19 protein-coding genes are annotated in these 22657 nt (G+C 69.7%); 15 read left to right on the forward strand and 4 right to left on the reverse strand.

Annotation, left to right across the window (positions count from 1 at the left end; genetic code table 11):
• Window positions 1–39 precede the first annotated feature (39 nt).
• A complete protein-coding gene (locus tag ITJ66_RS06850) occupies window positions 40–201 on the reverse strand; it encodes a hypothetical protein (protein ID WP_194644129.1) in 162 nt (53 codons plus the stop codon).
• Between the two features lie 215 nt (window positions 202–416).
• Here ITJ66_RS06850 and ITJ66_RS06855 point away from each other — a divergent pair, with 215 nt between their 5' ends.
• The 7 genes from ITJ66_RS06855 to guaA all read left to right on the forward strand — a co-directional run bounded on the left by ITJ66_RS06855 (window position 417) and on the right by guaA (window position 8348).
• Window positions 417–1535, forward strand: coding sequence for a GuaB3 family IMP dehydrogenase-related protein (locus ITJ66_RS06855; protein ID WP_064296664.1), 1119 nt, complete (start codon window positions 417–419; stop codon window positions 1533–1535).
• Between the two features lie 140 nt (window positions 1536–1675).
• Window positions 1676–3409, forward strand: coding sequence for a glycerol-3-phosphate dehydrogenase/oxidase (locus ITJ66_RS06860; protein WP_191940639.1), 1734 nt, complete (start codon window positions 1676–1678; stop codon window positions 3407–3409).
• A gap of 109 nt (window positions 3410–3518) precedes the next feature.
• Window positions 3519–4046 carry a cation:proton antiporter regulatory subunit gene (locus ITJ66_RS06865; RefSeq protein ID WP_056008027.1) on the forward strand — a complete coding sequence of 176 codons (528 nt, stop codon included), beginning with the start codon at window positions 3519–3521 and terminating at the stop codon, window positions 4044–4046.
• A gap of 2 nt (window positions 4047–4048) precedes the next feature.
• Window positions 4049–5425 (forward strand): cation:proton antiporter, encoded by a 1377-nt coding sequence (locus ITJ66_RS06870; RefSeq protein WP_194644131.1) that lies wholly within the window; start codon window positions 4049–4051, stop codon window positions 5423–5425.
• 64 nt (window positions 5426–5489) lie between these two features.
• Window positions 5490–6266: an SURF1 family protein gene (locus ITJ66_RS06875; RefSeq protein WP_194644133.1), complete on the forward strand. Its 777-nt coding sequence runs from the start codon at window positions 5490–5492 to the stop codon at window positions 6264–6266.
• 37 nt (window positions 6267–6303) lie between these two features.
• Complete coding sequence (locus ITJ66_RS06880) at window positions 6304–6747, forward strand: DUF3817 domain-containing protein (RefSeq protein WP_056778703.1); 444 nt, start codon at window positions 6304–6306, stop codon at window positions 6745–6747.
• Window positions 6744–8348, forward strand: coding sequence for a glutamine-hydrolyzing GMP synthase (guaA, locus tag ITJ66_RS06885; RefSeq protein ID WP_137242143.1), 1605 nt, complete (start codon window positions 6744–6746; stop codon window positions 8346–8348). The genes ITJ66_RS06880 and guaA overlap by 4 nt, the downstream gene beginning before the upstream one ends.
• 250 nt (window positions 8349–8598) lie before the next feature.
• Here guaA and ITJ66_RS06890 read toward each other — a convergent pair whose 3' ends face one another.
• Window positions 8599–9456 carry a Bax inhibitor-1/YccA family protein gene (locus ITJ66_RS06890; protein WP_064296659.1) on the reverse strand — a complete coding sequence of 286 codons (858 nt, stop codon included), beginning with the start codon at window positions 9454–9456 and terminating at the stop codon, window positions 8599–8601.
• A 194-nt stretch (window positions 9457–9650) separates the two neighbouring features.
• Here ITJ66_RS06890 and ITJ66_RS06895 point away from each other — a divergent pair, with 194 nt between their 5' ends.
• The 3 genes from ITJ66_RS06895 to ITJ66_RS06905 all read left to right on the forward strand — a co-directional run bounded on the left by ITJ66_RS06895 (window position 9651) and on the right by ITJ66_RS06905 (window position 14284).
• Window positions 9651–10730 (forward strand): glycerophosphodiester phosphodiesterase family protein, encoded by a 1080-nt coding sequence (locus tag ITJ66_RS06895; protein ID WP_194644796.1) that lies wholly within the window; start codon window positions 9651–9653, stop codon window positions 10728–10730.
• Window positions 10731–10743: 13 nt separating this feature from the next.
• Window positions 10744–13212: an ATP-dependent helicase gene (locus ITJ66_RS06900; protein WP_194644135.1), complete on the forward strand. Its 2469-nt coding sequence runs from the start codon at window positions 10744–10746 to the stop codon at window positions 13210–13212.
• A gap of 73 nt (window positions 13213–13285) precedes the next feature.
• Window positions 13286–14284 (forward strand): SseB family protein, encoded by a 999-nt coding sequence (locus ITJ66_RS06905; protein ID WP_194644137.1) that lies wholly within the window; start codon window positions 13286–13288, stop codon window positions 14282–14284.
• Here ITJ66_RS06905 and ITJ66_RS06910 read toward each other — a convergent pair.
• Together ITJ66_RS06910 and ITJ66_RS06915 are read right to left on the reverse strand one after the other, a co-directional pair.
• Window positions 14211–15785: a thioester domain-containing protein gene (locus ITJ66_RS06910; RefSeq protein WP_194644139.1), complete on the reverse strand. Its 1575-nt coding sequence runs from the start codon at window positions 15783–15785 to the stop codon at window positions 14211–14213. The two genes, ITJ66_RS06905 and ITJ66_RS06910, sit on opposite strands and share 74 nt — an antisense overlap.
• Window positions 15786–15889: 104 nt before the next feature.
• Window positions 15890–16690, reverse strand: a complete 801-nt coding sequence (locus ITJ66_RS06915) for an oxygenase MpaB family protein (RefSeq protein ID WP_137242139.1) — start codon at window positions 16688–16690, stop codon at window positions 15890–15892.
• Between the two features lie 160 nt (window positions 16691–16850).
• On the opposite strand from ITJ66_RS06915, the gene sucC reads away from it, so the two are divergent.
• From sucC to purH, 5 genes are all read left to right on the forward strand, one after another.
• Window positions 16851–18014, forward strand: a complete 1164-nt coding sequence (sucC, locus tag ITJ66_RS06920) for an ADP-forming succinate--CoA ligase subunit beta (protein WP_124768842.1) — start codon at window positions 16851–16853, stop codon at window positions 18012–18014.
• Window positions 18015–18028: 14 nt separating this feature from the next.
• The gene (gene sucD / locus ITJ66_RS06925; RefSeq protein WP_194644141.1) at window positions 18029–18919 is read left to right on the forward strand and encodes a succinate--CoA ligase subunit alpha; all 891 of its coding nucleotides are present in this window, start codon (window positions 18029–18031) and stop codon (window positions 18917–18919) included.
• A 125-nt stretch (window positions 18920–19044) separates the two neighbouring features.
• On the forward strand, window positions 19045–20322 hold the full coding sequence (locus ITJ66_RS06930; protein ID WP_194644143.1) for a DUF6350 family protein: 1278 nt from the start codon (window positions 19045–19047) through the stop codon (window positions 20320–20322).
• Between the two features lie 9 nt (window positions 20323–20331).
• Entirely contained in the window at window positions 20332–20958 is a 627-nt protein-coding gene (purN, locus tag ITJ66_RS06935) for a phosphoribosylglycinamide formyltransferase (RefSeq protein ID WP_064296651.1), read from the forward strand.
• Window positions 20955–22562, forward strand: coding sequence for a bifunctional phosphoribosylaminoimidazolecarboxamide formyltransferase/IMP cyclohydrolase (purH, locus tag ITJ66_RS06940; RefSeq protein WP_137242136.1), 1608 nt, complete (start codon window positions 20955–20957; stop codon window positions 22560–22562). Before purN ends, purH begins: the two co-directional genes overlap by 4 nt.
• Window positions 22563–22657 lie beyond the last annotated feature (95 nt).

Below are 22657 nucleotides of genomic sequence, written 5' to 3' on the forward strand. Positions count from 1 at the left end.
CCGGCAGGCTTCCGCCTGCCGGGCCGTCGGCGTATCGGGTCAGCGCCCCAGTCGGTGATCGATACGTCTCAGCACGCCCCACGCCGCGATGGCGACCAACGCCAAGACGATCGCGCCCAGGACAGCGGCCGCGACATCGAAACGGTTGATCACGGCGATGATCGCGAACGTCGCAGCGCCGAAGAAGATGCTCGTCCGCATGATTCGAGGAATGCGAGAGCGTCTCTTCCGACGTCCCTCCCGCCGAGGAAGGGGCCGCCGAACGCTTCCAGACCGACCATCCATGTGATCCCCACTTCACCGTTCCCATCCGCCCCAGACAGCGGAGTAATCCTCATATATATCACTCGGGCCACTGGGTGTGAGCCCTGGACACGGTCCACGTGCGACCTGACCGGTAGGCTGGTGCGGTGAGCATGGATATTGAGATCGGCCGGTCAAAGCGCGCACGGCGCGCCTACGCGTTCGACGACATCGCCGTCGTCCCGTCGCGGCGGACCCGCGACCCACAGGACGTCTCGGTGTCCTGGTCGATCGACGCCTACCAGTTCGAGATCCCGGTGCTCGCAGCACCGATGGACTCCGTCGTCTCGCCGACGACCGCGATCATGATGGGCCAGCTCGGCGGCGTCGGCGTCCTCGACCTCGAGGGCCTCTGGACGCGGTACGAAGACCCCGAGCCGCTGCTCGCCGAGATCCGGTCGTTGCCGGTCGGCCGTGCGACCGCGCGCATGCAGGAGATCTACTCGGAGCCCATCAAGCCCGAACTCGTCACCGCCCGGCTCGCCGAGATCCGCGCGGCCGGAGTCACCGTCGCCGCCGCCCTCTCGCCGCAGCGCACGCAGGAGCTCTACGAGACGGTCGTCGCCGCAGGAGTCGACCTCTTCGTCATCCGCGGCACCACCGTGTCCGCCGAGCACGTCTCCAAGAACCAGGAGCCGCTCAACCTCAAGAAGTTCATCTACGAACTCGACGTCCCCGTGATCGTCGGTGGCGCGGCCACGTACACCGCGGCCCTGCACCTCATGCGGACCGGTGCAGCGGGCGTCCTCGTCGGCTTCGGTGGCGGTGCCGCCTCCACCACGCGGGCCTCGCTCGGCATCCACGCCCCGATGGCGACCGCAGTGGCCGACGTCGCCGGTGCGCGTCGCGACTACCTCGACGAGTCCGGCGGCCGCTACGTGCACGTCATCGCCGACGGCGGTCTCGGGACCTCGGGCGATATCGTCAAGGCCGTCGCGATGGGTGCCGACGCCGTCATGCTCGGGACCGCATTGGCCCGTGCCACGGACGCACCCGGCGGTGGCTGGCACTGGGGTGCCGAGGCGCACCACCTGCACCTGCCGCGCGGACGCCGTGTCGAGGTCGGCACCGTCGCCACCCTCGAGGAGATCCTCTACGGCCCGTCGCCGAAGTCGGACGGCACGGCCAACCTCATCGGCGCGCTCCGTCGCTCGATGGCCACCACCGGCTACTCCGACCTCAAGGAGTTCCAGCGGGTCGAGGTCGTCGTCGCGCCGTACCAGGGCGCCTAGCCCTGCCGGAAGCGAGTCGCTTCCGCAAGCGGTTGTCGGGTCGCATCGCGCCGACTAGCCTCTGAGGCAGAGCCTCGTGGACGAGCACCTGCCTCCGGCAGGATCATCGCGAGGGCGGTTCCAGCGAGCGGAGTTCGACGATGGCCACCACCCACAACAACGTGTCACGTTCCACCAAGCTGGGGATGGAGGAGCGCGACGCCGCGATCGAAGCGTTGAAGTCGAAAGAGCTCGACATCCTCGTCGTCGGTGGTGGCATCGTGGGTACCGGTGCCGCGCTCGACGCCGTCACGCGCGGTCTGAGCACCGGTCTGCTCGAGGCACGCGACTGGGCGAGCGGCACCTCGAGCCGGTCCTCGAAGCTCGTGCACGGTGGTATCCGCTACCTCGAACAGCTCGACTTCCGACTCGTCCGAGAAGCGCTCATCGAGCGCGGGTTGCTGCTGCAGCGCATCGCGCCGCACCTGGTGAAGCCGGTCCGTTTCCTGTACCCGCTCAACAAGCCGGTCTTCGAGCGCCTCTACATCGGCGCCGGCATGCTGCTCTACGACCTCTTCAGCTGGAGCGGTGGCCGTCCACCAGGCGTCCCGCACCACCGGCACCTGTCCAAGCGTCAGGTCCTGACCTCGATCCCGAGCCTCAAGTCGGACGCGTTCGTCGGCGGACTCACCTACTACGACGCCCAGGTCGACGACGCCCGATACGTCTCGTCACTCGCGCGGACGGCGTCGGCCTATGGCGCGCACGTCGCGAGCCGCGTACGGGTCGAGGGGTTCGTCAAGGTCGGACAGCGCGTCGTGGGCGTCAAGGCGCACGACCTGCAGACCGACGAGCGCTTCGAGATCCGCGCCAAGCAGGTCGTCAACGCGACCGGGGTGTGGACCGACGACACGCAGTCGATGGTGGGGGAGCGGGGCCAGTTCAAGGTCCGCGCGTCGAAGGGCATCCACCTCGTCGTCCCGCGCGACCGCTTCCAGTCGAACATGGGCCTCCTGCTCCGCACGGAGAAGAGCGTCCTCTTCGTCATCCCCTGGGGCCGGCACTGGCTCATCGGCACGACGGACACGGACTGGCACCTCGACAAGGCGCACCCGGCGGCGACCGCGGCCGACATCGACTACCTGCTCGACCACGTCAACACGATCCTCGCCGTGCCGCTGACCCGAGAGGACGTCGAGGGTGTCTACGCCGGCCTCCGTCCGCTGCTGGCCGGCGAATCGGAGCAGACGTCGAAGCTGTCGCGTGAGCACCTCGTCGCGCACTCCGTGCCCGGTCTCGTGGTCATCGCCGGCGGCAAGTGGACCACCTACCGGGTCATGGCGAAGGACGCGATCGACGCCGCGGTGGATGCACTCGACGGCAAGATCCCGGCCAGTGCGACGGAGAACATCGCCCTCCTCGGAGCCGAGGGGTACCAGGCGGCCTGGAACAAGCGTGGCAAGATCGCGCGGGCCTTCGGGGTGCACACGGCTCGCATCGAGCACCTGCTGAACCGCTACGGCGTGCTGACGGACGAACTGCTCGACCTCATCAAGGAGGACCCGACGCTCGCCGAAGCGCTGCCGGGCGCGGACGACTACATCGGGGCGGAGGTCGTCTACGCGGCCTCCCACGAGGGTGCCCTCCACCTCGACGACGTCCTCGCCCGTCGCACCCGCATCTCCATCGAGGCCTGGGACCGCGGTGTCTCGGCGGCTCCGGTCGCGGCGAAGCTCATGGGTGGGGTCCTGGGGTGGGACGAAGAGCGCATCGAGAAGGAGGTCTCGTACTACCTCACGCGCGTCGCGGCGGAGCGGGCCTCGCAGGAGCAGCCGAACGACGAGGCCGCCGACCGCGTGCGCCTGGAGGCACCGGACATCGTCCCAGGGGCCTGAACCGGCGGTGATCGCCCGCAGCGGAACGGCTGCGGGCGCCTCGGGCGAGCGGGCCAGGTGTGGCGGATAGACTAGGAGGACTGCCACAACAAGCCTGAGGAGTACAGCCATGGTGGATGTTCGGCGGGTCAAACTTCCCGGGGTCGGTGTGCTCCACACCTTCGTCACGGACGACGGCGGCAAGGTCGGCGTCATCGCCCACCGGTCCGGCCACAGCGACCTCATCACCTTCGCCGACCACGAGGACGGTGCCGATGCCGGCAAGGTGTCGCTCCGGCTCAACGAGGACGAGGCGCACACGCTGGCCGAACTCCTCGGTGGCACGCAGATCACCGAGTCGCTCAGCGCGCTCGACCAGATCCCCGGCCTCAGCATCGACTGGTTCACCGTCGACTACGAAGACCACATCGCCGGGCAGCCGCTCGGCAACCCCGCCGAGAAGGGCATGGTCGGGCTGACCGTCGTCGCCGTCGTGCGCGGCGACTCCGCCAACCCGGCCCCCGCGGCGGACTTCCGCGTCTTCCCGGGAGACACCCTCGTCGTCGCGGGCAGCCCCGAGAAGGTCGCCAAGGCCTTCGCCTACTTCCGTTCGGGCGCCGTCAAGAAGGTCGCCGTCGACGCTCCGCCCGGAGGGTAGGCATGCTGCACGCCGCGACCGACAACCCCCACCTCGGCCAGGATCTGCTCATCCTCGGCGTCCTGTTCGTCATCGCCTACATCCTCGGCCGCCTCGGCAAGCTGATCGGCCTCCCGTCGATCCCCGTCTACATGCTCGTCGGCCTGCTCGCGAGTCCGTACACGGGCTGGTTCCCGCTCGACTTCGCCAGCGCGCAGATCGAACTCATCGCCGTCTTCGGCCTGGTGCTCCTGCTGTTCAACCTCGGCCTGGAGTTCGATCAGGACGAGTTCTTCGGCAACGCCGGGAAACTCATCGTCTCCGGTGGCTCTTACATCCTCGTCAACATGGCCGCCGGGCTGATGTTCGGGTTCCTGGTCGGGTGGGGCACGCGGGAGGCGCTCATCATCGCCGGCATCACGGCGACGAGCTCGAGTGCGATCGTCACGAAGCTCCTCATCGAGCTCAAACGACTGACGAACGACGAGACGCCGATGATCCTGGGCGTCACCGTGGTGGAGGACATCTTCATCGCGATCTATCTCGCCATCGTCGGTGTCGTCCTGAGCGGCGAGACCGAGGTGTGGCCCGTCATCGGCAAGCTCGCGATCGCCTTCACGTTCATCCTCGTGATGTTCGCGATCGCGCGGTTCGGCGGGCGATTCGTGTCGCGGCTGTTCCGCACCAAGGACGACGAGCTCTTCACGATCCTGTTCTTCGGCCTCGCGGTCGCGTTCGGCGGCATCGGCGAGCTCCTCGGAGTCACCGACGCGATCGGCGCGTTCCTCATCGGCCTGGTCCTCGGCGCCACCCGGTTCCGCAACAAGATCGAGCAGATCGCGATCCCGCTGCGCGACGTGTTCGGTGCGTTCTTCTTCCTGAACTTCGGACTGGCGCTCGACGCGACGAAGTTCGGCAGCGTCCTCGTCCCGGTCCTCCTCGCCGTCCTCATGACGGTGGTCCTCAACGTCCTGGCCGGTCAGTTCGTCGCCTGGCTCAACGGACTCGGGCCACAGGCGGGTATCAACGCCGCGGTCATCCTGCAGAACCGCGGCGAGTTCGCCCTCATCCTCGCCACGCTCTCGCTGAGCGCGGGGCTCAACCCGCTCATCCAACCGTTCGCCGGGCTCTACGTGCTCATCATGGCCGTGATGGGCCCGATCGTCGCCGGTCGGTCCGAGCAGATCGGCGCCGTCATCCTGCGTCCGCGTCGCCGGAAGGCGCGCCGAGCGGAGCAGATCGACACGACGGCGGACGAGGCCATCACGCTCGTCGAGGGGGCGGGCGACGACCAGGACACGACGTCCGTCGACACCGATCAGGCGGCCATCGACCGACTCGTCGAACAGGCGATGAACGACAAGGAACCACCAGCACGAAAGCGAGAGCCCGATTACTAGCACCGCCCCGTCGGCACCAGGCCCCCACGACCACGGACAGGCCCGTCCGACGCTCCGCTCCGTCATGCTCCGTCCCCGGTGGATCGGCGTCCTCGTCCTCTGTCTCGCCGTCGCGGGCGCGTTCGCCGCGCTCGGGCAGTGGCAACTCGCACGCGCCATCGAATCCGGGCAGGTGGTGCCGACCGAGACCGAGTCGGTCCGGCCGCTCGCAGACGTCCTCGAGCCGGGCGTCGGCATCCGAGAGGCGGACGCCGGCCAGCGGGTGAGCGTCTCAGGCACGTGGGTACCGGAGGACTACCTGGTGGTGGGCAACCGGGTGAACGACGGCACGCTCGGGTACTGGGTGACGGGCCACCTGGCGACCGACCGCCCCGACCACGCCGGTCTCGCCGTCGCGCTCGGGTGGACGAAGGACCGCGAGACCGCCGACCGTGTCGCGGAGGCCCTGAACGAGGACGCCCCCACCGGCGCCGTCGAGCTCGAAGGGCGACTGAACCCGCCGGAGGGCCCGGAGGAGCCGGCTGCGGACGCCGCACCGACCGACCTCGACAACATGTCGGTCGCCGCTCTGCTGAACCGCTGGAACGACGCCGACGGCCTGCGGGTGTTCAGCGCGTTCGTCGTGGACGACGTGGCCGTCGACGGACTCGAGCCCATCTCGTCACCCGCGCCCAGCCAGGAGATCCAGCTCAACTGGTTGAACATCTTCTACGCGGCCGAGTGGGTCGTCTTCGCGTGCTTCGCCGTGTTCCTCTGGTTCCGGCTCGCCAAGGACGCCTGGGAGCGCGAGATCGAGGAGCTCGAGGACGCCGAGGAAGAGGCCGCAGCGCTCCGTCAGTGATGTCCGGACGCCTGGCGGCCGCGGGTAAGATGGGGGCATGCCCCTCCAGCCGAAACCCTCGACGTTTCCCGCGATCCGAGGCGCGCTGAAGTTCTACCAGGTGGCCGCCCCCATCACCGGTGTGCTGCTCCTCTCGCTCTGCGCCGAGATGCTCATGAAGTACGCGTTCGGCCTCGAGCTCGAGCTCGGCGGTGCTTACGGCTTCCTCGCCTTCGTGCCCTCCGGCACCGCCACAGCGGTCAACCTCAGCACGGGCATCCTCATCATCCACGGCTGGTTCTACGTCGTGTACCTGTTCGCCGCGTTCCGGCTCTGGAGCCTCATGCGGTGGAACGTCCTGCGTCTGCTCTGGCTCGCGCTCGGCGGCATCATCCCGTTCCTGTCCTTCTTCTTCGAGAGCCGCATCCCGCGGGAAGTGAAGGGCTACCTCTCCGGCCGCGAAGCAGCAGCGGCCGCCGAACCCGTGGAGTCCATGCAGTGAGTGAAACCACCCCCGCAGCCGCAGCGGAGCAGACCGCCGCCCGACCGGTCCTCGTCGTCGACTTCGGTGCGCAGTACGCACAGCTGATCGCGCGTCGCGTCCGCGAGGCCGGCGTGTACTCCGAGATCGTGCCGCACACCGTGTCCGCCGCCGAGGTCGCCGCCAAGAACCCGGTCGGGATCGTCCTGTCCGGTGGCCCGTCCAGCGTGTACGAGCCGGGCGCACCCTCGCTCGACGAGGGCATCCTCGAGCTCGGCGTCCCGACGTTCGGCATCTGCTACGGCTTCCAGGTCATGGCCAAGCAGCTCGGTGGCGAGGTCGCACACACCGGTCTCCGGGAGTACGGCTCGACCGACGCGACCAGCGTCGTCGACGTCCCTGGCACACTCCTGCACGGCGTCCCGACCGAGCAGAACGTGTGGATGAGCCACGGCGACTCCGTCTCCAAGGCCCCCGAGGGCTTCGAGGTCCTCGCCTCGACCGCCTCGACCCCGGTCGCCGCCTTCGCGAACGCGGAACGCGGCCTCTACGGCGTCCAGTGGCACCCCGAGGTCAAGCACACCGCCTACGGCCAGCAGGTGCTCGAGAACTTCCTCCACCGGGCGGCCGGCATCCCGGCCGACTGGAACAGCGGCAACGTCATCGCCGAACAGGTCGACCGCATCCGCGCCCAGGTGGGCGACGCGAAGGTCATCTGCGGACTCTCCGGCGGTGTCGACTCGGCCGTCGCCGCGGCGCTCGTGCACAAGGCCGTCGGCGACCAGCTCGTCTGCATCTTCGTCGACCACGGCCTGCTCCGGAAGGACGAGCGACGCCAGGTCGAGGAGGACTTCGTCGCCTCGACCGGTGTCCGGCTGGTCACGGTCGACGCCCGCGAGCAGTTCCTGTCGGCGCTCGCCGGCGTCAGCGACCCGGAGCAGAAGCGCAAGATCATCGGCCGCGAGTTCATCCGGTCCTTCGAACAGGCCGAGATCGACCTCGTGAAGGAGGCCCAGAGCGAGGGGGAGCCCATCCGCTTCCTCGTCCAGGGCACGCTGTACCCGGACGTCGTCGAGTCCGGCGGCGGATCCGGTACGGCCAACATCAAGAGCCACCACAACGTCGGCGGCCTGCCGGAAGACCTCCAGTTCGAACTCGTCGAGCCCCTGCGCACCCTGTTCAAGGACGAGGTCCGGGCGATCGGTCGCGAGCTGGGCCTCCCGGAGGAGATCGTCGGCCGTCAGCCGTTCCCCGGTCCCGGACTCGGTATCCGCATCGTCGGTGAGGTCACGGCCGAGCGTCTCGACCTCCTCCGCGACGCCGACGCGATCGTCCGCGAGGAACTGACCGCGGCCGGGCTCGACCAGGAGATCTGGCAGTGCCCCGTGGTCCTGCTGGCGGACGTCCGTTCCGTGGGCGTGCAGGGCGACGGCCGCACCTACGGCCACCCGATCGTGCTGCGACCGGTCTCGTCTGAAGACGCCATGACCGCCGACTGGACCCGCCTGCCGTACGACGTCCTCGCGCGCATCAGCAACCGCATCACCAATGAGGTGAAGGACGTCAACCGCGTCGTGCTCGACGTCACGTCGAAGCCACCGGGGACCATCGAGTGGGAGTGATCGCTCCCTGAGTCATCGGAAGGCCGTCCCGTTCGCGGGGCGGCCTTCCGTCGTCCGCGCCCTTCGACAGGCTCAGGGACCGCGGTGGGTGGCTCAGGGACCGGGGTGGGTGGCTCAGGGACGGGGGATGGTGCCCGGTGCGAGGGGTCCGGTCCCTGAGCCTGTCGAAGGGCAGTCCCTCGACCGGCCGGTTCCTCGAACGACGAAGGCCCGCCCCGCGAACGGGACGGGCCTCGCAATGCGTGCGCTCCTAGTTGCGGGAGATGGCCAGCAGACGCAGGATCTCGACGTAGATCCAGATGACCGTGACCATGATGCCGAAGGCGCCGGTCCAGCCGTACTTGGCGGGTGCGCGGTTCTGCACGCCGCGCTGGATGAAGTCGAAGTCGAGCACCAGCGAGTACGCACCCATCAGCACCGCGAAGATGCCGATGACGATCCCGAGCGGGATGCCGAAGATCGTCGCGCCGTAGAGGCCGAACGGGTTGTTCAGCACGCCCGTGAACATGAGCACGAGGTTGAGGAGCTGGAAGACGCCGTAGCCGATGATGGCGACGAGGAAGACCTTCGTCAGCTTCTTCGAGGCGCGGACCTTACCGCTCGCGAAGAGGGCGAGGGTCACGCCGACGACGGCGAGGGTCGCGAGGACCGCCTGGACGACGACGCCGGACCAGGCCGGGTTCGCCTCGAAGACGCGCGAGATGCCGCCGACGAAGAGTCCCTGGAAGACGGCGTACCCGAGGATGAGCGCGGGGACCGGCTCCTTCTTGAAGGAGTTGACGAGACCGAGGCCGAGGCCGCCGATCATGCCGATGATCATGGGGAGGGCGTAGCCGCTACCTGCCTGCAGGAGGGAGGTCGTCCACATCCAGGAGATGACGGCGAACACGACGAGGACGGCGAACGAGCCGAGCGTCTTGACGAGCGTGTTCTCGATCGTCATGCGGTCGGCGGTGCCGACGCCCGCCGGTGCGGTGGGCTGCTCGTACATCTTGCGGAGCTGTTCGGCGGTCAGCGAGGGGTTCGCTGCTTGAGCTGCCTGCAGCGTCCCGCCTCCCTGCTTCGCGAATGCCGGGTTCTTCGAGAACGCGGGATTGTCGAGGGCCATGGCTGATTCCTACTCTCAGTCGTGGAGGCTGTGTCGCGCCAAGCGGCGCTGCTGACACCCAGAGTATCCGAGTTCCCTTTGAATCAGCCGGGTCGCGCGTGGAAAACCCCGAACGGACGCCGATGTTCGCGGCGGGCTGACAGCCGGCACCCTGCGCGCACGCCGGAGCGTCGTCCTAGGCTGATGGCGTGCGCATCGACTCCCTGCCCAACCCGCTCGTCATCGGACACCGCGGGGCTCCCGGTTACCGCCCCGAGCACACCGAGTCCTCCTACCGCTTGGCCGTCGCGCTCGGTGCGGATGCCGTCGAGCCCGATCTCGTCGCGTCGAAGGACGGAGTCCTCGTGGTCCGACACGAGAACGAGATCTCCGGGACGACCGACGTCGCCGCCCGAGCGGAGTTCGCCGACCGGCGGACGACGAAGCGCGTCGACGGCCACGAGCTGACCGGGTGGTTCACCGAGGACTTCACCTGGGCCGAGCTGTCGACCCTGACCGCACGTGAGCGGATTCCCGAGGTACGGACGGTGAGTGCGGGATTCGACGGCAGCGAGGGCATCCTGCGGTTCGCCGACCTCGTCGCGGTCGTGCGCAGTGCGGCCGAAGCGCACCGACGACCCGTCGGCATCGTGGCCGAGGTGAAGCACGCCGACTACTTCGCGTCGATCGGCCTCCCGCTCGATCGGCTCCTGGCCGAGGAGCTCGCCGCCCTGGAGTTCGGCACCGATCCCGATGCCGAGCCGCTCATCATCGAGTCGTTCGAGCAGTCGGTCCTCATGGCGTTGCAGGCCCGTCGGGTGCAGGCGGAGTTCGTGTACCTCATCGAGCGGTCCGGCAGGCCGAGCGATCTCGTCGCCCGGCTGGGGGATTCGGCCCCGTCCTACGCCGACGCGATGACCGACGCCGGACTCGCGGCGCTCGCCCTCGAGGTCGACGCCATCAGCGTGGACAAGGCGATGCTCATCGACCTGGGCGACGACGACGGCGCCCACCCGACGGACCTCGTGGAGCGCGCCCACGCGGCGGGCCTGCGCGTCTACACCTGGACGCTCCGCCCCGAGAACCGGTTCCTCGCGCCACCCTTCCGGGACGGGGCCGATCCGGCGGCGGTCGGCCGCTGGCTCGAAGAGTTCGTCCTGGTGCTCTCCTCGGGGGTCGACGGCTTCTTCGTCGACCAGGCCGACCTCGGTGTCGCCGCGCGGTCGGCGGCCGGCGACCGTGCGGATCACCGCGACGGCGGTGCTCGGCCGAGCGATGTCGGGGGCAGCGCCTAGACTTGCAGGCGATATGGCGAGCTCTCCTTCTTCGAACGCCGACGCCGTGCAACCGGTGATCGTCGGCTGGCCCACGGCAACCGTCCCCGAGTCGTCCTCCGACGAGCGTGCCGGCGGGAGTCGGCTGCTGGAGGGGCTCAACCCCCAGCAACGGATCGCGGTGGAGTACCGGGGCCAGGCCCTGCTCATCGTCGCCGGTGCCGGGTCCGGCAAGACGAGTGTGCTCACCCGCCGCGTTGCGCTGCTGCTCGAGCAACGAGAGGCCTGGCCGAGCCAGATCCTGGCGATCACGTTCACCAACAAGGCTGCCGCCGAGATGCGCGAGCGGGTGCAGGCGCTCGTCGGCCAGGCCGCTCAGGGCATGTGGATCTCCACCTTCCACTCCGCCTGCGTCCGCATCCTCCGCCGCGAGGCCGAGCACTTCGGCTTCACCAAGAACTTCACGATCTACGACAGCGGCGACCAACGTGCCCTGTTGAAGCGCATCATCAAGGAGCTCGAGGCCGACGCATACGGCTTCACGCCGTCGAACACCTCGGCGAAGATCTCGAAGCTCAAGAACGAGCTGTCGGACGTCGAGTCGTACTCCCGCACGATCAACACGAACGACCCCCAGGAACTCGTGTTCCTGCAGGTCTTCCGGAAGTACACGCGCGCGCTGGCCGACGCGAACGCCTTCGACTTCGACGACCTCATCAGCCAGACGGTGTTCCTCTTCCGGGCGTTCCCGCACGTCGCCGCGCAGTACCAGCAGCGGTTCCGCCACATCCTCGTCGACGAGTACCAGGACACCAACCACGCCCAGTACTCGCTCATCCGGGAGCTCACCCGCGCGCCTGAGGCCGGCACGGATCAGCTCGCCGTCACCCGCACCGAGGGTGCCTCGCTCACCGTCGTCGGCGACTCGGACCAGTCGATCTACGCGTTCCGCGGGGCCGACATCCGGAACATCACCGAGTTCGAGCGCGACTTCCCGGGCGCCAAGGTGGTGCTGCTCGAGCAGAACTACCGCTCCACGCAGAACATCCTCTCGGCGGCGAACGCGGTCATCTCCAACAACTTCGACCGCAAGGACAAGAAGCTCTGGACGGCCGTCGGCGACGGGGAGAAGATCGTCGGCTTCACGGGGTACTCCGGCCACGACGAGGCGCAGTTCATCGCCGACGAGATCGAGAAGCTCCGGAACGCCGGTACGGCCTACAGCGACATCGCCGTGTTCTACCGCACCAACGCCCAGACCCGTGCGCTCGAAGAGATCTTCATCCGCGCGGCCCTCCCGTACCGGATCATGGGCGGCACCAAGTTCTACGAACGCGCCGAGATCAAGGACGCCCTCGCCTACCTCGTGTCGGTCGCGAACCCGGCCGACATCATGGCGCTGCGGCGCATCCTGAACACGCCCAAACGTGGCATCGGGCCGGCGACGGAGACGGCACTCGCGAGCTTCGCCGAGAACAACGGCGTCACCTTCCGCGAGGCCATGCGGCGCGCCGACGCCCTCGGGCTCGGGCCGAAGGTCACGAGCGCGATCCTGCAGTTGTCGGCCCTCCTCGACGAAGCGCAGGCTGCGCTCGACGAGGCCGCTGCAGCCGACCGCCCGACGGCGTCCGCGACCGCCGTCGGCGACGTCCTGTCGCTCCTCGTGACGAAGAGCGGCTACCTCGACTCGCTGCGCAACAGTCGCGACCCGCAGGATGAGGCACGCGCCGAGAACGTCGACGAGCTCATCGCCGTCACCAAGGAGTTCGCCAAGAACAACCCCGACGGCGGCATCGTCGACTTCCTGACGGAGGTCTCGCTCGTCGCCGCGGCCGACGACCTCGACGACGCGACGGGCAGCGTGTCGCTCATGACCCTGCACACGGCGAAGGGCCTCGAGTACGACGCAGTCTTCCTGACCGGCATCGAGGAAGACCTCCTCCCGCACCGGATGTCGGCGAACGAGCCTGGCGGCCCGGCCGAGGAGCGACGCCTGTTCTACGTCGGCATCACCCGCGCCCGCAAGCGCCTGTACCTCTCGCTGGCGATGACGCGTGCCCAGTACGGCGAGACGGCCGTCGCCATGCCCAGCCGCTACCTGCAGGAGATCCCGGCCGAACTGATCGAGTGGCGTCAGTCGCCCGGCAACGTCAACGGTCGTGGTGGCACGCAGTCGCGTGCCCTGAACGCCCGCCGTGCCCCCTCCAGCGACCGCTGGTCGGTCCGCTCGCTCCCCGAGGGCGCCTCCGCCGGCGACACCCGGGTCTCCGGCGGTTCGAGCAAGCCGGAGACGGCCTGGGCCAACCGCATCACGGCGAAGGTCCGCGACAACGGCGATCTCGAGCTCGTCCCCGGCGACCGCATCTCCCACGCGGACTTCGGTGTGGGGCGGGTGAACGCCGTCACCGGCGAGGGCGCGAAACGCATCGCCCACGTGCAGTTCGAGTCGGCGGGAGCCAAGAAGCTGCTGATCAAGATCGCCCCGATCGAGAAGGTGGAGTGAACCCCGGTCCCGTCGGCCGTCCCCGGCGGGATCAGGTTCCCCAGTCCGGGCGAAGCCTCTAGGCTGAGGCATCATGGCTCTGTTCTCCAAGCGCAACGCGTCCGATGCCCGATCCGCAGCGGCGGAGGCAGCGACCTCCGCCCGGGAAACCGAGGAGGACACGACCCCCGCGGTCGCCGAATCGGTTCCGCACGTGCCCATCTCGGTCACGACGGTCAGTTCCGCGGCACGGACACCTGAGGCCCCCGTGTCGGTGCCGGCCGCCCCGGCGGCCGCTCCGGCGCCCGCGGCCGGGGAGCCCGACACCAACGTCGACCTCGCCCAGGCGCTCACCGCCCTGGCTGAAGGAGGCGACGAGCGCGCGATGATGCACGTCCTGCGCCAGAGCATCCAGGGCAAGCTCCTGCTGTCCACGAGCCTCGACGGCGTCTCGGAGGAGGACAAGGCCGCGGGACGCGTCCCGCTCGGTGTCCACCGCGACCCGGAGGGCGCCGTCTACCTCCTCGCCTTCACCTCGCCGCGAGAGCTCGAGAAGACGCGGACTGCCGAGGGGCCCGTCTCCGGGGTCGCGGTGGACGCGGTGTGGGCACTGCGTCAGGCGGCCGGTGAAGGATACGCCGGTATCGTGCTGAACCCCGCCGACGGGAAGGCGAGTGCCGTCGTCCCGAAGACGCTCATCGCCCGGCTCTTCGGCGACGGCCGGAACAACGATCTCGCCAAGCAGGCGCTCGCCCAGCCACGCGACGCCGACGCCCTCCAGCAGCTGGTGGCGGCACTCGCCGCACACGGTGGGTTCGTAGCCGGTCGCGCCGAGGTCGACGAGGACGGCAACCGCAAGACCGTCGGCATCGCGGAGACCCGACTCGGCGACCGCCGCCTACTCGAGGTCTTCACCTCGCCCATCGAGATCGCGGCGCTCGGCCGCGGCGACGACGCATATCCCGTGACCGCCGCGGAACTCGCGGCCGCGCTCCGCAGCGACGAAGGCATCACCGGGATCATCGTGAACCCTGCGGCGCCGTGGCTGGACGTCGACCGCGCCCAGCTCGCACCCCTCCTCGACGTGCGCTGAGCGCCGCTCCCGCTCCACTCGGCGTGATCCGCCGACGGAGAGCGAGCAGGATGCCGCCGAGCGCGAGCGCTCCGATCGCCGCAGAGCCGGCCAGGAGCAGGGAGCGGTCGTCGGCGCCGGTCTCGGCGAGGCGCGCTTCGGGCACGGTCGGCGTGGAGGCGAGCGTGATCTCCGAGGCGACCCCGAAGGCGGATCGCCAGGGTCGGATCATCGTGCCGCCGTTCTCCGGCAGGGTGTCGCTCGGCTCGATGCGCTCGACCCAGACGTAGTAGCCGTCCTCGGGGAGGACGCAGGACGGCGTCGTGTACTCGCCGGGGCCTGCATCCACGAGCGTCTCGACCTCGCAGACCACCGGAGCTCCGAGCGGGACGTCCGGCGATTCGACCGGGCGCTCCGCGAAGGGACCGAGCAGCTGGCTTCGGACGGTCACCGGGATCGGCGTGTACGGTCCGCCCTCCGGGCCGAAGAGGCCCCACTCCGAGGCCAGGCCGGCGCCGGTCGCGATCCCGACCGACAGCCGGTCGGTGATCTCCGCTCCCGGAGTCGACGTCGCGTGCGAGGTCGTGGTGGCGACGATCGGCTGGAACGGGAGTGGCGTCGGCCGTTCCCGGTCGGCACTCGCCCCGGCCGAGACCGTGATGGGGCGCGCGATGAGGACACTCTGCACGTTGGCGGCGCTTCGAGCGATCGTGAGGCCGGCCCCGTAGGGCAGCTCACCGAAGGTGGCGTTCGCTGAGAACGCCACGACGGCGGCATCGGTGCTCGGCAGGATCCGCAGGCTCTCACCGTTCCCGACGGCTCGTTCGGACGTGCCGTCCTCGAAGGTCGCGCCGTCGAGGGTGACCGTGCCGGTGTGGGTGCCCGGTGGCAGGGTGGTGACGCCGGATGAGATGAAGTCGACGGCGAGTTCCGTTCGGACGAGGTCGAATCCGTCCTCGCCGCGTTCGATGGACATGGTGGCGCTCGCTTCCCGACTCGCGCCGCCGGGCCCGTCGGCCTCGGCGAGCATCTGATGGGCCAGGGAGAGCACGCGGTCGGCACTCGCTCCTGCCCGAGCGGCGATCTGCGCCGGCGTCCACCCGTTCAGGCCGGTGATGATCCAGGTGGCGAGCTGGCCCGCGGCAGCCTCGTCGGCGTCCTGGCTGGCACCCCAGTGCCGCGAGAGGTAGGCCAGGCGGGCGGCGTCCTCCGGGGTGAACCACCCGAGCGATGATCCGTCGACGTGCTCGTAGGCGTGACCCGGCGGGATCGGGAGGTCGAGATTGATGCAGAACCCGACCGTCCCGTCGTCGAAGGCCCACGAGCCGAGCCGGCGGCCGTTCGAGGCGTCGCGGTGGCCGTAGGCGGCGCCGGTCGCGGTCAGTGCGGAGGATGCGGTCGCGCCGCCGAGGACGATGCCGAGGACGAGCGTGAGCAGGATCGGGACGGCTGCCAGGAGCCGGAGGATCCGCGGTCTGCCGCCGAGGAGGCGGCCGGTCTGGGGGAGGTGGTGTGTTGTCATGCCCCCATCGTGCGAACCGCGGTGCCTCGGTAAGCCGGGCGGGAATCCGAATGTGGACGGGACGGCTCCGCCAATGGGCTGTGGAGGGCGGTGCTGGAACGTCGTCAGCCGAGGTGGCGGGCCGCCTCCGTGCGATCCCGCTCTCGCATCGCCCGGAGGTACCAGGCGGAGGGTGCCGCACGGAGTCGCTGCGGAAGACGCGGCCAGACGGCCCGCGCGACGGCGACCCGCCGCGCGAAGCGACGCTGCTGCCGCGGCGTCCAACGGAACCCGTAGGCGCTCCGTAGGTCGTCGGGCAGCAGTCCCGCCGTCACGAGCCGGACGAGCGGGAGCAGGCACCGGACGGGGAGCGGCGCCGCGCGAGCGGTCAGGAGCTCGATCGAGACGGCACGCGCCTCCTCGGTGACGTGGAGTCCCGCGACCCGGCCTGCGAAGTACTCGTCGAACGCGGCCCGGGTCGGAGGCCAACGATCGGGCGGGAGCTGCAGGCTCGTCCCCACGATCGCGTACTCACGGTGCAAGCGCTCCCGGGACTCCTCGTCGAGCGCGCCGAACACGAGCTCGTAGACCTGGACGGCGGTGTCGTACAGTGTGGCCGCGACCCAGAGCTGCGCGTCGTGGTCGAAGGCCGAGTACCCCGGAGCGGCCTCGCCCGGCCGGGCACGGACCGGCGCGTGGGCGTGGTTCACCCGTCGGGCCGCACTGCGTTGCTCGTCCGGCGCGCCGAGGGCGAGCGCGTAGACGAAGGTGAGGGTGGCGTGCAGCCGGTCGAGCGGACGGGATCCGAAGTCGCTGTGCCGCGCCACGCCGGCGGCGACCGAAGGGTCCGCGATCTGCAGCAGGATGGCCCGTCCGGCGCCGGCGACGAGGATGCCCTCGCGAGCGAGGTCCGCCATGCCGGTCATGGACCCGACCTTAGTCGTTCACTGTGAACGTCCGGTTGCGGCGCAGCGCTGGGGGTAGAGTCGTCACTGGCCCTTTTTCTCTCGCCGCCGAGATAACGCGCGGCCGAAAATCGCCACGACAATCACAGCAGAACGCGCGAAGCGCGGATGGGAATGACACGTGGATCTTTACGAGTATCAGGCACGAGACCTGTTCGAGCAGTACGAGGTGCCGGTCCTCGCCGGCATCATCGCCGACACCCCGGACGAGGTGCGTGCCGCGGCCGAGCGTCTCGGCGGCGTGGTCGTCGTCAAGGCCCAGGTGAAGGTCGGAGGCCGCGGCAAGGCCGGCGGCGTCAAGGTCGCCAAGACCCCCGACGAGGCCTACGAGGCGGCGAAGGCCATCCTCGGACTCGACATCAAGGGTCACGTCGTCAAGCGCGTGATGGTCGCGGCCGGCGCACGCATCGCCCAGGAGTTCTACTTCTCGGTGCTGCTCGACCGCGCCAACCGGTCCTACCTGTCGCTCACGAGCGTCGAGGGCGGCATGGAGATCGAGCAGCTCGCGGTCGAGAAGCCCGAGGCGCTCGCGCGCATCGAGGTGAACCCGCTCACCGGTGTCGACAAGGCGGCCGCGGTCGAGATCGCGAAGGCTGCGAACTTCCCCGAGGAGCTCGTCGACCAGGTCTCCGACGTCTTCGTGAAGCTCTACGACGTCTACAAGGGCGAGGACGCGACGCTCGTCGAGGTCAACCCGCTCGTCCTCACGGAGGAAGGGCGCATCGTCGCCCTCGACGGCAAGGTCTCGCTCGACGAGAACGCCGCCTTCCGTCACCCGAACCACGCCGAACTCGAAGACACCGCAGCCGAGGACCCCCTGGAGCTCAAGGCCAAGGAGAACGACCTCAACTACGTCAAGCTCGACGGCGAGGTCGGGATCATCGGCAACGGCGCTGGGCTCGTCATGTCCACGCTCGACGTCGTCGCCTACGCGGGCGAGCAGCACGGCGGCGTGAAGCCGGCCAACTTCCTCGACATCGGCGGCGGCGCCTCGGCCGAGGTCATGGCCGCAGGCCTCGACGTCATCCTCGGCGACGCCCAGGTGAAGAGCGTGTTCGTCAACGTCTTCGGTGGCATCACTGCCTGCGACGCCGTCGCGAACGGCATCGTGAAGGCGCTCGAGATCCTCGGTGACGCAGCGACGAAGCCGCTCGTGGTCCGCCTCGACGGCAACAAGGTCGCGGAGGGCCGCGAGATCCTCGCCGCCGCCGCGCACCCGCTCATCACGCTCGCCGCAACCATGGACGAAGGCGCCGACAAGGCCGCCGAGCTGGCTTCGAAGTAAGGGATCGCACAAGCATGTCAATCTTCCTCAACAAGGACTCCAAGGTCATCGTCCAGGGCATCACCGGCGGCGAGGGCACCAAGCACACGGCGCTCATGCTGAAGGCCGGCACCCAGGTCGTCGGTGGCGTCAACGCCCGCAAGGCCGGCACGACCGTGACCCACGACGGCGGCGTCGAGCTGCCCGTGTTCGGCACGGTCGCCGAGGCCATCGAGGAGACCGGCGCAGACGTGTCGATCGCCTTCGTGCCCCCGGCGTTCACCAAGGACGCGGTCATCGAGGCCATCGACGCCGAGATCCCGCTGCTCGTCATCATCACCGAGGGTGTGCCGGTCGGCGACTCCGCCGAGTTCTGGGCCTACGCCCAGTCGAAGGGCTCGAAGACCCGCATCATCGGCCCGAACTGCCCCGGCATCATCACGCCTGGCGAGTCCCTCGTCGGCATCACGCCGGCGAACATCGCCGGCAAGGGCCCCATCGGCCTCGTGTCGAAGTCGGGCACCCTCACGTACCAGATGATGTACGAGCTGCGCGAGATCGGTTTCTCGACGGCGATCGGCATCGGCGGCGACCCGATCATCGGCACGACGCACATCGACGCGCTCGCCGCGTTCGAGGCCGACCCCGAGACCAAGGCCATCGTCATGATCGGTGAGATCGGTGGCGACGCCGAGGAGCGCGCGGCCGACTTCATCAAGGCGAACGTCACGAAGCCGGTCGTCGGCTACGTCGCGGGCTTCACCGCGCCCGAGGGCAAGACGATGGGCCACGCCGGCGCGATCGTCTCGGGCTCCGCAGGCACCGCGCAGGCGAAGAAGGAGGCCCTCGAGGCCGCCGGCGTCAAGGTCGGCAAGACGCCGAGCGAGACCGCCGACCTCATGCGCGAGATCATCGCCTCGCTGTAACACCCGCAGCTCGACTGCGACCACGACGCGGCGCCCGGATCGGGCGTCGCGTCGTGGCGTTTCGGCCCACGCACGCCGTGCGCCTGACCGTCCGCACGCGCGGCTCCAGGTAGGGTCGAAGACGCATGAACCGTCTGACCGTCGCCCTCCTCGCCGCCCTCGATGCCACCCTCGCCGTGGCCATCGGCATCGGTGTCGCACTCGTCCCGCTCCTCGCCCTGTGGGCCCTGCACTTCCAGTTGGACGTCGACCCGGCCGCGCTCTGGCGGGGGGCCGTCGACATCTGGGCGCTCGGCAACGGCTCGAGCATGCGGATCACCCTCGACACGGCCCTCGTCACCCAGCTCGGACTGCCGGCCGGGATGGAGCCGTTCCTCGTCTCCCTGGCGCCCCTCGCCTTCACGATCGGCACGGTCCTGTTCGGCCTGCGCACCGGGGCGCGCGCGGCACGCAGCACCTGGTGGCAGGGTGCCGTCGTGCTGTCGGTGCTCGTGTTCGCCCTGCTGTCGTTCCTCGTGACCCTCACCGCCCTCCACCCGGCGGTGCGTCCCTCGATCGTCCAGGGGACCCTCGCGCCGACCGTGCGCTTCGCAGGCGGGGTCGTGGTCGCCGCGCTGTGGGTCCGGTTCCGTGAGCAGGACGCGGCCGATCCGATCCTCGACGGACTCCGCGCGATGCGAGACCGGATGCCGGACGTGACCTGGTCGATGGTCGTCGCGGCGCTGCGCGGTGGAGCACTCGCCGCCACCGGACTCGTGGCGGTCTCCGCGGTCCTGACCGCCATCCTCATCGCCGTCGGCTACGGTGCCATCATCTCCCTGCACGAGAGCGCGCAGTTCGGCGTCCTGGGCGGTGCCATCGTCACCGGCGCCGAACTCCTGTACCTCCCGAACCTCGTGATCTGGGCCATGAGCTGGATCACCGGCGCGGGCTTCGCCATCGGGAGCGGCACGGCGATCTCGCCGATCGGCACGCTCGTCGGGCCGATGCCGGCCGTGCCGGTCCTCGGCGCCATCCCGACGGGGGAGAGCCCGCTCGGGTTCGCGGTCCTCGTGGTTCCGGTCGTCATCGGATTCGCCGCCGCCGTGGTGCTGCGCCGCCGTCTGCTCGTCGACCTCGACGGGCGTGGCGGGCTCGGACGACTGGCGGTCGTCGGTCTCGGCGTCGGGGTCACCGCGGGCATCATCGTCGGTGTCCTCGCCGCCCTCTCGGCGGGCGCGGCAGGCCCAGGTCGCCTCATCGAGGTCGGCCCGAACGGTTGGGCGACGGGCCTGTGGACCACCCTGACGGTCGGGATCGCAGCCGTGGTCGGCATGGCGGCCGGTCCGACGCATCTCGCCGAGGAGGACCGCCTCCCGGAGCTGCACGCCCAGCCGAGCGGCCGGGGTGCCCGCGACCGATAGGATGCTCTGGTGCTGTCACTCGTCGTGCTGATCTCCGGTGGCGGATCCAATCTCCGCGCCCTCCTCGAAGCCTCACGCGACGCGGATTTCCCCGCTCGCGTCATCGCCGTCGGTGCCGATCGGGAGGCTGACGGTCTCGCTCACGCCGAGGAGTTCGGCATCCCGTCGTTCACCGTCCCCTACTCGTCCTTCGACTCACGGGCGGAGTGGGGCGCAGCCCTCCTCGAGCAGATCCGGGTCTGGAACCCGGACGTCCTCGTCCTCAGCGGCCTCATGCGCCTCCTGCCACCCGTGGTCGTCGACGCCCTCTCGCCGCGCATCATCAACACGCACCCCGCGTACCTCCCCGAGTTCCCGGGTGCGCATGGCGTCCGGGACGCCCTGGCGGCAGGAGCCTCGCAGACCGGGGCATCGATCATCGTCGTCGACAACGGCGTCGACGCGGGCCCGATCATCTCGCAGGAGCGCGTCCCCGTGCTGCCCGACGACACGGAGCACAGCCTCCATGAGCGGATCAAGCCCGTGGAGCGTCGGCTCCTCGTCCAGGCCGTCCGCGACCTCGCCACCGGAACCATCGACCTCGAGGCGCTCTCCACGGCGTCCCGCCCGCCAGCAGAAGGAGCACCCCAGTCATGAGCGGTCCCAGCCACGACCACAGCCTCTACCGCGAACGCGACCTCGTCCCCGTCCGCCGGGCGTTGATCTCGGTCAGCGACAAGACCGGGCTGCTCGAGCTCGCCGGCGCACTCGCCGCAGCGGGCGTCGAGATCGTCTCCACCGGGTCCACCGCCGCGACCATCCGCGGTGCGGGCCACACGGTGACCGACGTGTCCGAGGTCACCGGATTCCCCGAGTCGCTCGACGGTCGGGTCAAGACCCTGCACCCCTCGGTGCACGCGGGGCTCCTCGCCGACCTGCGGCTCGAGTCCCACGAAGCCCAGCTCGCCGAGCTCGGTATCGAGCCGTTCCAGCTCGTCGTCGTGAACCTGTACCCCTTCGTCGAGACGGTCGCGAGCGGCGCCGCCGGTGACGACGTCGTCGAGCAGATCGACATCGGTGGGCCGGCGATGGTGCGCGCCTCGGCGAAGAACCACGCCAACGTCGCGATCGTCGTCTCTCCGGAACGCTACGGGCTGATCACCGAGGCCGTCGCCGCCGGCGGCACCACGCTCGCTCAGCGCCGCTCGCTCGCCGCGCAGGCCTTCGACCACACCGCCTCCTACGACGCGGCGGTGTCCGCGTGGTTCGCGAGCACGGAGACGACCGAGGCGGAGGCCTTCCCCAGCACGCTGACCGTCACCGGTCGTCGCGAGGCGGTGCTGCGCTACGGCGAGAACTCGCACCAGGCCGCGGCGCTGTACGTCCGTCCTGGCGGTGCCGGGATCGCCCAGGCGACGCAGTTGCACGGCAAGGAGATGTCGTACAACAACTACGTCGACGCCGACGCGGCAGTCCGCGCGGCCTATGACTTCGCCAACCCCGCCGTCGCGATCATCAAGCACGCGAACCCGTGCGGTATCGCCTTCGCGAACCCGAAGGCACCCGACCCGATCGCCTCGGCCCACCGTCGGGCGCACGAGTGCGACCCGGTATCCGCCTTCGGCGGCGTCATCGCCGCCAACCGCGTCGTGACCCTCGGCATGGCCGAGACGGTCAAGGAGATCTTCACCGAGGTGCTCGTCGCCCCGGGCTTCGAGGACGCCGCGCTCGAGGTGCTCAAGACGAAGAAGAACCTGCGGCTCCTGCAGCTGCCGGAGGACTTCGTGCGCGAGGACCGCGAGGTCCGGCAGATTTCCGGTGGCCTGCTCTACCAGGACGCGGACCGCTTCGCCGACGACCCCCAGGACACCGCCAAGGGTTGGACGCTCGTCACGGGCGAACCTGCCGACGACGACACCCTGCTCGACCTCATCTTCGCGTGGAAAGCGTGCCGCTCGGTCAAGTCCAACGGCATCCTGCTCGCCAAGGGCAGCGCGAGCGTGGGCGTCGGGATGGGCCAGGTCAACCGCGTCGACTCCTGCCACCTCGCCGTGAGCCGAGCCGGTGACCGCGCCGCGGGTTCCGTCGCGGCCTCGGACGCCTTCTTCCCGTTCGCCGACGGCCTGCAGGTCCTGCTCGACGCCGGCGTGCGCGCGGTCGTGCAGCCCGGTGGTTCCGTCCGCGACGAAGAGGTCATCGCTGCGGCCGAAGCCGCCGGCGTGACCATGTACTTCACGGGGGAGCGTCACTTCTTCCACTAGGCCGTGCCGCCCGCCCCTGTGGGGGTTCTGGGCAGGCTCGTGGTGATCTCCCAGCGGCGTCGGGCCCTCGTGGCCCGACGCCGCTGTGTCGTTGG

The organism is Plantibacter sp. VKM Ac-2885, assembly GCF_015351205.1.
Taxonomy (GTDB): Bacteria; Actinomycetota; Actinomycetes; order Actinomycetales; family Microbacteriaceae; genus Plantibacter; species Plantibacter auratus.

Coding starts and splice junctions, on each gene's coding strand:
- sucD (WP_194644141.1), top strand. CDS start 18,029: ATGTCAATCTTCCTCAACAAGGACTCCAAGGTCATCGTCCAGGGCATC.
- ITJ66_RS06850 (WP_194644129.1), bottom strand. CDS start 201: ATGCGGACGAGCATCTTCTTCGGCGCTGCGACGTTCGCGATCATCGCC.
- ITJ66_RS06860 (WP_191940639.1), top strand. CDS start 1,676: ATGGCCACCACCCACAACAACGTGTCACGTTCCACCAAGCTGGGGATG.
- ITJ66_RS06890 (WP_064296659.1), bottom strand. CDS start 9,456: ATGGCCCTCGACAATCCCGCGTTCTCGAAGAACCCGGCATTCGCGAAG.
- ITJ66_RS06855 (WP_064296664.1), top strand. CDS start 417: ATGGATATTGAGATCGGCCGGTCAAAGCGCGCACGGCGCGCCTACGCG.
- ITJ66_RS06910 (WP_194644139.1), bottom strand. CDS start 15,785: ATGACAACACACCACCTCCCCCAGACCGGCCGCCTCCTCGGCGGCAGA.
- purH (WP_137242136.1), top strand. CDS start 20,955: ATGAGCGGTCCCAGCCACGACCACAGCCTCTACCGCGAACGCGACCTC.
- ITJ66_RS06930 (WP_194644143.1), top strand. CDS start 19,045: ATGAACCGTCTGACCGTCGCCCTCCTCGCCGCCCTCGATGCCACCCTC.
- ITJ66_RS06865 (WP_056008027.1), top strand. CDS start 3,519: ATGGTGGATGTTCGGCGGGTCAAACTTCCCGGGGTCGGTGTGCTCCAC.
- ITJ66_RS06870 (WP_194644131.1), top strand. CDS start 4,049: ATGCTGCACGCCGCGACCGACAACCCCCACCTCGGCCAGGATCTGCTC.
- ITJ66_RS06880 (WP_056778703.1), top strand. CDS start 6,304: ATGCCCCTCCAGCCGAAACCCTCGACGTTTCCCGCGATCCGAGGCGCG.
- ITJ66_RS06915 (WP_137242139.1), bottom strand. CDS start 16,690: ATGACCGGCATGGCGGACCTCGCTCGCGAGGGCATCCTCGTCGCCGGC.
- ITJ66_RS06905 (WP_194644137.1), top strand. CDS start 13,286: ATGGCTCTGTTCTCCAAGCGCAACGCGTCCGATGCCCGATCCGCAGCG.
- ITJ66_RS06900 (WP_194644135.1), top strand. CDS start 10,744: ATGGCGAGCTCTCCTTCTTCGAACGCCGACGCCGTGCAACCGGTGATC.
- ITJ66_RS06875 (WP_194644133.1), top strand. CDS start 5,490: ATGCTCCGTCCCCGGTGGATCGGCGTCCTCGTCCTCTGTCTCGCCGTC.